The sequence below is a fragment of the Halocynthiibacter sp. genome, assembly GCF_049608145.1.
In the GTDB taxonomy this organism is placed as follows: Bacteria; Pseudomonadota; Alphaproteobacteria; order Rhodobacterales; family Rhodobacteraceae; genus Halocynthiibacter.
Genome location: NZ_JBMYXF010000085.1, coordinates 1 through 6,975, shown reverse-complemented (window position 1 = coordinate 6,975; position 6,975 = coordinate 1). Strand labels below are relative to the sequence as shown.

Sequence of the window (6,975 nt, the reverse complement as noted above, 5' to 3'; positions counted from 1 at the left end):
TGTGAATTGCACAGTGGCTCTTGCCCCATCGGGGCCTTGCAAGGTATGTACTTGCGAGGAAACGACAATGAAAAGGGCAGAGCCATGCGTCGGGTAGTTATCACAGGTCTTGGAATGGTCACTCCGCTTGGGGATGGTGTTGAAACCACCTGGGAGCGCATTCTCGACAGTCAGTCCGGTGCCGGACCTATCACGCACTTTGATGCGGAACGTGTGACCACAAAATATGCCTGTGAAATTCCGCGCGGTGACGGGTCTGATGGCACGTTCAACCCGGATGCTTACATGGAGCCCAAAGAACAGCGTAAGGTCGATGATTTCATCCTTTACGGTATGGCGGCTGCGGATCAAGCGGTGAAAGACGCGGGCTGGGATCCGAAGGAAAGCGGCGATGAAGAAGCCTGTCTGCGCACGGGCGTGATGATCGGGTCTGGTATTGGTGGCCTGTCTGCGATTGCGGATACGGCTGTGATGCTGAAAGAAAAAGGCCCGCGCCGCGTGAGCCCATTCTTTATCCCATCTGCGCTGATCAATTTGATTTCTGGCCAGGTTGGCATTCGCTATGGTTTCAAAGGCCCGAACCACGCGGTTGTGACCGCCTGTTCCACAGGGGCCCATGCGATTGGCGATGCGGCCCGTTTGATTATGCTTGATGATGCGGATGTGATGATTGCCGGTGGGGCTGAAAGCCCGATTTCTGAGATTGGAATCGCGGGCTTTAACGCTTGTAAGGCGCTGTCCACAAAACGCGCGGATGATCCGAAGGCTGCGAGCCGTCCTTATGATGGCGACCGGGATGGGTTCGTTATGGGCGAAGGCGCTGGCGTTGTTGTTCTGGAAGAATACGAGCACGCGAAAGCCCGTGGTGCGAAGATCTATGCTGAGGTTCTTGGCTATGGTCTGTCAGGGGATGCCTATCACATCACTGCACCGTCTTCCGATGGCGATGGTGGCTTTCGGTCCATGGCGGCTGCGTTGAAACGTGCGGGTGTTGCACCGGGTGACATTGATTACATCAACGCACACGGCACATCCACAATGGCGGATACGATTGAATTGGGCGCTGTGGAACGTTTGATGGGGGATGCGGCGAACACTGCGACCATGTCATCCACAAAATCTGCAATCGGTCACCTTTTGGGCGCGGCTGGCGCGGTTGAGGCGATCTTCTGTATTCTTGCGATCCGCGATCAAGTTGCCCCGCCAACATTGAACCTGGAAAACCCAGCTGTTGATAGCCCGTTGGATCTTGCGCCATTGAAACCTGTGAAACGTGAGATCAACGTCGCATTGTCCAACAGCTTTGGCTTTGGTGGTACAAACGCGTCTCTGGTTGTTGGCAAGGTGCGCGACTGATGTTTGCGCGCCATGTTGCCGCCAATGCGCTGACGCTGATCGGGGTTCTGACCTTTGCAGGTGTCGGCGTTGTGGCTTGGGGGAAAAAACAATATGAGGCCCCTGGCCCATTGACCCAGGCGATCTGTCTGCAGGTCGGCGGCGCGTCTGGTGTTTCGAATATGACCCAAGTCGGGAAGGTTTTGGACCAGCAGGGTGCGGTTTCCAATGCTGCAATCTTCAAGGTTGGTTCACAATATGCCGGGCGTAACCATCTGCTGAAAGCGGGCAGTTTCCTGCTGGAACCTGGGTCTTCTATGGCGGATATCAACGCGGTTATCACCGGGTCTGGTCGATCCACTTGTGGCACTGAGATTAACTATCAAATCGGTATTCTGCGGGCGCAGGTCCGGGTGAATGAGTTGGACCCTGCAACCAGTGAATACATTGAAGTTGCACGGTTTAATCCGGCGGAAGATGAGGTGCCTGAGGTCTATACCGAACTGCGTCAGGATCCGTCTGTGCGCTATCGGATTACAATGGCACAGGGCATCACCAGCTGGCAGATCGTTGAGGCGTTGAAGGCGGCTGATTTCCTTGAGGGAGAGATCGCAGAGGTGCCTGCAGAGGGGACGCTTGCGCCTTTGGGGGATGATGTGCGTGCCGGTACCGATCGCAATGAGCTGATTGCACAGATGGTTGCGACGCAGGAAGATATTCTGGCGGAAGCTTGGGAAAATCGTGCGGATGGGCTGCCTTATGAAAATGCGCAGGAAGCGTTGATCATGGCGTCTATCATTGAGAAAGAAACCGGTGTCGGGTCGGAACGCCCGATGGTGGCCAGTGTCTTTGTAAACCGTCTGAACCAGGGCATTCGCCTGCAGACCGACCCAACTGTGATCTATGGCATCACGGAAGGGAAGGGATCGCTGGGCCGGGGGCTGCGCCAATCAGAACTGCGTCGTCCAACCCCATGGAATACCTATGTGATTGACGCGCTGCCGCCGACACCGATTGCCAATCCTGGTAAGGCTGCGATTGATGCCGCGCTGAACCCGGACGACACGGATTACATATTCTTTGTGGCGGATGGCACCGGCGGGCACGCTTTTGCGCGGACCTTGCAGGAACATAACGCCAATGTCGCGAAGTGGCGCGAGATCGAAGCGCAACGCGCGGAAGAAGCGGCCGCGGCTGGGAACTGATTTATCAGTTTTCCTGAGATGAACAACTTAAAGGCTGCAGATTGCACAAGCGATCTGCGGTCTTTTTCATTTATTACAGTTGATTAGCGGGTGATATTGCATAACGAAGCGGTTTTGCATCACGTTTGATATGGCCCGGAAGGGTTGTATTTTTAGATGTTTGGAAGGTTAGTAAAATGATAGATGCATTACAGGTTCAATATAGTCTGCGGGTGTTTGATACAGAAGATTGGCGCGGTGATGAACCTCGCCTAGAGTTTGTTTTTGTGACAGGACACCAGCGCCGGACGCAGGTTTATGTGCAGGATGGCGGACAGTTGGCGAATAACTATGCTGGTGGTATCTGGGCGCGGGGATCATCAACGATTGAGGAACTTGAAGCCGTTACGCCCATTGTACCTTATTCTGGTTCGCCGTTTTTTGGGTTTGGTGTCCGGGCTATGGAAAATGATGCCACAAGCCCAGCAGATCGCCGACAGGCCCGTCGGACAATGATGAATGATGTGGAAGCCTCGCTTGATCCAATTTTTAGGTCGGGGGGCACGCCTGGAACTTCAAATCTCTGGCTTGCAATGAATGGGGCCCGACTTCCTCAATCCGGAGATGAAGATGATAAAATCGGCGTTTCAGCACGGGTTTATCCCGATTTATACAGTCGGTTTCGGGGCAACAGTGACGGTACAACCCTAGTTACAGATGAATTTCGGTTTCGCGGAGATGGTGCACACTGGCTGATGAACTGGAGATTGGTTCAGTTTCGTTTATAAGGATTAGCCTATGAAATAAGGGTGAGGTGTTGTTTGTTAACGAGCCCTTACTCTCAGCGCACTCAGCCTATGCGTGTATTTCGCTTGACTTATCGAACGGTCCTATGTATAACTTGTGACAAGCTGGAAGAAGTGGGTAAGCGGCACGGGGGAAACCTTGGCGCCGCTTTTCTGTTTCTGCTCGTGCGGTCAGCATGAGAGGCGGGTTTACAATAATATGGTACTTATCACACCCGATACAGATCATCTGTCAGCGGAAGCACTTCTGACGTCGGCGGAAGAATTTTTCGTGGCTGCAGAGAAGGTTCTGCAGGACAGGATGAACCAGTTGGAAGCGGGCGGGGGGCCTGTGGACAGCGAAGTGAAGAAAGACCTGGGCGTCTATATGAAGGCGCTTGGGTATTTCATCCATGAAAGGCAAGAAATTGAAAAGCGCAGAGCAAAACTTGACGGTGTCGCCAGAGGTGGACCCGGTACTGTGCTCGATCTCGGTGACGCAAGAACTGAGATCGGGCGCAGACTGGCTTGCCTGCGCGACGCCTCACGAACAGGAGACATTCCTGAATGACCTATCTAAGGAAGCGCTTTTGGCGCTTCCTTTTTTGTTTGAGTTCTGGGCGTTGCCGCATCAATTGCCGCCTGAGACATGTGAAGATGGGCGCGATTGGCGCACCTGGCTGTGTCTTGGCGGACGTGGCGCGGGCAAGACCCGGGCGGGGGCTGAATGGGTGCGATCCGAGGTTGAAGGGGCAAAACCCCTTGATGCGGGGCGCTCCAGTCGTGTGGCGCTGGTCGGAGAGACTTTTGACCAGGTGCGTGATGTTATGATTTTCGGTGACAGTGGGATCATGGCCTGTTCGCCGCCGGATCGGATGCCGGAATGGCATGCGGGAAAGCGGCAGTTGATTTGGCCCAATGGCGCGATGGCCCAGGCGTTTTCAGCCCATGAGCCAGAGAACCTACGCGGGCCACAGTTTGATGCGGCCTGGGTGGATGAGCTGGCGAAATGGAAGAAGTCGCAGGAAAGCTGGGATATGTTGCAGTTTGGTTTGCGTCTGGGGGATATGCCGCGGCAATGCGTGACAACAACGCCGCGCAATGTGCCTGTGTTAAAGGCGATTATGGCGAACCCAACGACGGTGGCAACCCATGCCCCAACAGAGGCGAATAGGGCGTATTTGGCGGATAGTTTCCTAGAGGAAATCCGCACGCGGTATGCGGGAACGCGGCTTGGGCGTCAGGAATTGGATGGCGTGTTGTTGCAGGATACGGAGGGCGCATTGTGGCGTCAGGAGATGATCGAGGCGGTGCGCGATGATGTTGTGCCGGAATTTGATCGGATTGTTGTGGCCGTGGATCCGCCGGTGACAGGGCATGCGGGATCGGATGAATGTGGGATTGTTGTCGCTGGGGTCGTGTGTAAAGGCGCACCGCAGGACTGGCGGGCCTGGGTTTTGAAAGATGCGAGTGTTGCGGCGAGCTCGCCCACGCAATGGGCCCAAGCCGCGATTGATGCGATGCAGGAATTTGACGCGGATCGTCTGGTGGCTGAGGTCAATCAGGGCGGCGATATGGTGGAAACGATTATTCGCCAGATTGATCCTTTGGTGCCCTATAGCGGTGTGCGGGCCAGTCGAGGCAAGGTGGTGCGTGCGGAACCTGTGGCGGCCTTGTATGAGCAGGGGCGCGTGCGGCATGTGCGGGGATTGGGGGCACTGGAAGACCAGATGTGCCTGATGAGCGCCCATGGGTATGCGGGCAATGGCAGCCCCGATCGAGTGGATGCCCTTGTCTGGGCCTTGCAGGATCTGATGATTGATCCCGCATCGACATATAAACAGCCTCAGGTGCGCGGGTTATAGCGTCGAAATTTGAGTATTTTTAGCAAGATGAATGGGGCGGTTTTTTGGACCGACCTTGAAAGGCATGTCCGGGCGTAATGGCTTTGGTGGCCAGTAAAGCACATGAGGAGAGAGCTCTATGGTATTTGATTTCTTCAGAAAATCAGCACGGCCGGAAACGGAGATAAAGGCCTCGGCTGCGGGACCGGTGATTGCGATGCAAGGCGGCATGTCTGGCCGTGTGGCCTGGAGCCCGCGTGACGTGGTGAGTCTGACAAAGGCCGGTTTCACAGGCAACCCCGTGGGCTTTCGCAGCGTGAAACTGATTGCGGAAGCGGCGGCAGCTTTGCCCCTGGTTTTGCAGGATGCGGAGCGGCGTTTTGAGCAGCATCCGGTTCTGGATCTGGTGCGCAGGCCAAATGCGGGCCAGGGCCGTGCGGAGTTGTTTGAGGCATTGTATGGGCAGATGCTTTTGTCCGGGAATGGCTATATTGAGGTTGTACCCGATGGTGATGGCAAGGCGGCCGAGATGCATGTATTGCGATCTGATCGCATGAATGTGGTGCCGGGTGCGGATGGCTGGCCGGTTGCTTATGAATATGCGGTGGGCGGGCGTCGGCACCGGTTTGATATGACCGGTGAAATTCAGCCGATTTGCCATATCAAGACTTTCCATCCGCAGGATGATCATTATGGCCTGTCCCCGATGCGGGCGGCGGCCAGTGCGATTGATGTGCATAATGCCGCGAGCCGTTGGTCCAAGGGGCTGTTGGACAATGCGGCAAGGCCGTCCGGGGCGTTTGTCTATCATGGCGGTGAGGGGCAGGCGCAGTTGAGCCAGGACCAATATGAGCGGCTGCAATCGGATATGGCCAGCTATCATCAGGGGGCGGCGAATGCCGGGCGTCCGATGTTGCTTGAGGGTGGTTTGGATTGGAAACCAATGGGATTTAGCCCGTCTGACATGGAGTTCCAAAAAACCAAGGAAGCGGCGGCGCGGGAAATTTCCGTGGCCTTTGGGGTGCCGCCGATGCTGTTGGGCATTCCGGGGGACGCGACCTATGCGAATTACCAGGAAGCGAACCGGGCGTTTTACCGTCTGACTGTGCTGCCCTTGGCGACAAAAGTGACAGCGGCTGTGTCTGACTGGTTGTCGCGCATTGCCGGTGAGCAGGTGGAGTTGAAGCCGGATCTGGATCAGGTGCCTGCATTGTCGGGGGAACGGGAAAATCAGTGGCGACGGATTTCTACTGCGTCTTTCCTGAGTGATGCGGAAAAACGCAGTCTGTTGGGCTTGCCAAAACTGGCGGATGACGATGGCTGATACACCTGAAAAACATACGGGATCGCGGTTTCTATACGACAGTTTCGATGCCGCGCGTGCACGGATTGATGCAAATGAGCGTGTCAATCAGATGCAGTTTGAAACGCTAAGTCAGAGGCTTGAGCGGATTGAGATGATGATTGAACGGTTGGAGAAGCGGCTTTGGCTGACGGTGTATGGCGTGGTTGGGGTGATCCTGGCGCAGGGCGTGACGTCGATCATTGATGCGGCGCCGAAATAGGGTGCGGCGAAAGGATAAGAACATGACAATTGAAATCAAATCCGGGCTGGAAGTGAAATTCTGCCGGATGGAAAACGGTGTGACGCTTGTCGATGGGGTAACCGTTGAGGGCTATGCGTCTTACTTTGGGATCGCGGATCAGGGCGGGGATGTGGTGGAAGCGGGGGCCTATGCGGCGTCGCTGAAGGCCCTGGCGAAAAAGGGGCGCAGCGTGAAAATGCTGTGGCAGCATGATCCGGCCCAACCCATTGGGGTTTGGGAT

The 6,975-nt window shown here is 55.6% G+C and carries 8 protein-coding genes; all 8 read left to right on the top strand.

Annotation, left to right across the window (positions count from 1 at the left end; translation table 11 throughout):
* The first annotated feature begins 84 nt into the window (after positions 1-84).
* On the top strand, positions 85-1,356 hold the full coding sequence (gene fabF / locus ACPGUT_RS15535) for a beta-ketoacyl-ACP synthase II (protein WP_423992941.1): 1,272 nt from the start codon (positions 85-87) through the stop codon (positions 1,354-1,356).
* Positions 1,356-2,540, top strand: a complete 1,185-nt coding sequence (mltG, locus tag ACPGUT_RS15530; RefSeq protein ID WP_423992939.1) for an endolytic transglycosylase MltG — start codon at positions 1,356-1,358, stop codon at positions 2,538-2,540. Before fabF ends, mltG begins: the two co-directional genes overlap by 1 nt.
* Before the next feature lie 176 nt (positions 2,541-2,716).
* Positions 2,717-3,307 carry a hypothetical protein gene (locus tag ACPGUT_RS15525; RefSeq protein ID WP_423992937.1) on the top strand — a complete coding sequence of 197 codons (591 nt, stop codon included), beginning with the start codon at positions 2,717-2,719 and terminating at the stop codon, positions 3,305-3,307.
* A gap of 217 nt (positions 3,308-3,524) precedes the next feature.
* Complete coding sequence (locus tag ACPGUT_RS15520) at positions 3,525-3,875, top strand: hypothetical protein (RefSeq protein ID WP_423992935.1); 351 nt, start codon at positions 3,525-3,527, stop codon at positions 3,873-3,875.
* Positions 3,811-5,169 carry a DNA-packaging protein gene (locus ACPGUT_RS15515; RefSeq protein ID WP_423992943.1) on the top strand — a complete coding sequence of 453 codons (1,359 nt, stop codon included), beginning with the start codon at positions 3,811-3,813 and terminating at the stop codon, positions 5,167-5,169. The genes ACPGUT_RS15520 and ACPGUT_RS15515 overlap by 65 nt, the downstream gene beginning before the upstream one ends.
* Positions 5,170-5,287: 118 nt before the next feature.
* Entirely contained in the window at positions 5,288-6,472 is a 1,185-nt protein-coding gene (locus ACPGUT_RS15510; RefSeq protein WP_423992933.1) for a phage portal protein, read from the top strand.
* Positions 6,465-6,713: a GTA head formation protein, RCAP_rcc01685 family gene (locus ACPGUT_RS15505; RefSeq protein ID WP_423992931.1), complete on the top strand. Its 249-nt coding sequence runs from the start codon at positions 6,465-6,467 to the stop codon at positions 6,711-6,713. The genes ACPGUT_RS15510 and ACPGUT_RS15505 overlap by 8 nt, the downstream gene beginning before the upstream one ends.
* Before the next feature lie 22 nt (positions 6,714-6,735).
* On the top strand, positions 6,736-6,975 hold a 240-nt coding region (locus ACPGUT_RS15500), incomplete at its 3' end, for an HK97 family phage prohead protease (RefSeq protein WP_423992929.1).

Bases quoted from the DNA above. Each gene is read 5' to 3' on its own strand.
- ACPGUT_RS15525 (WP_423992937.1), top strand. From the start codon at position 2,717: ATGATAGATGCATTACAGGTTCAATATAGTCTGCGGGTGTTTGATACA.
- fabF (WP_423992941.1), top strand. From the start codon at position 85: ATGCGTCGGGTAGTTATCACAGGTCTTGGAATGGTCACTCCGCTTGGG.
- ACPGUT_RS15510 (WP_423992933.1), top strand. From the start codon at position 5,288: ATGGTATTTGATTTCTTCAGAAAATCAGCACGGCCGGAAACGGAGATA.
- ACPGUT_RS15505 (WP_423992931.1), top strand. From the start codon at position 6,465: ATGGCTGATACACCTGAAAAACATACGGGATCGCGGTTTCTATACGAC.
- ACPGUT_RS15520 (WP_423992935.1), top strand. From the start codon at position 3,525: ATGGTACTTATCACACCCGATACAGATCATCTGTCAGCGGAAGCACTT.
- mltG (WP_423992939.1), top strand. From the start codon at position 1,356: ATGTTTGCGCGCCATGTTGCCGCCAATGCGCTGACGCTGATCGGGGTT.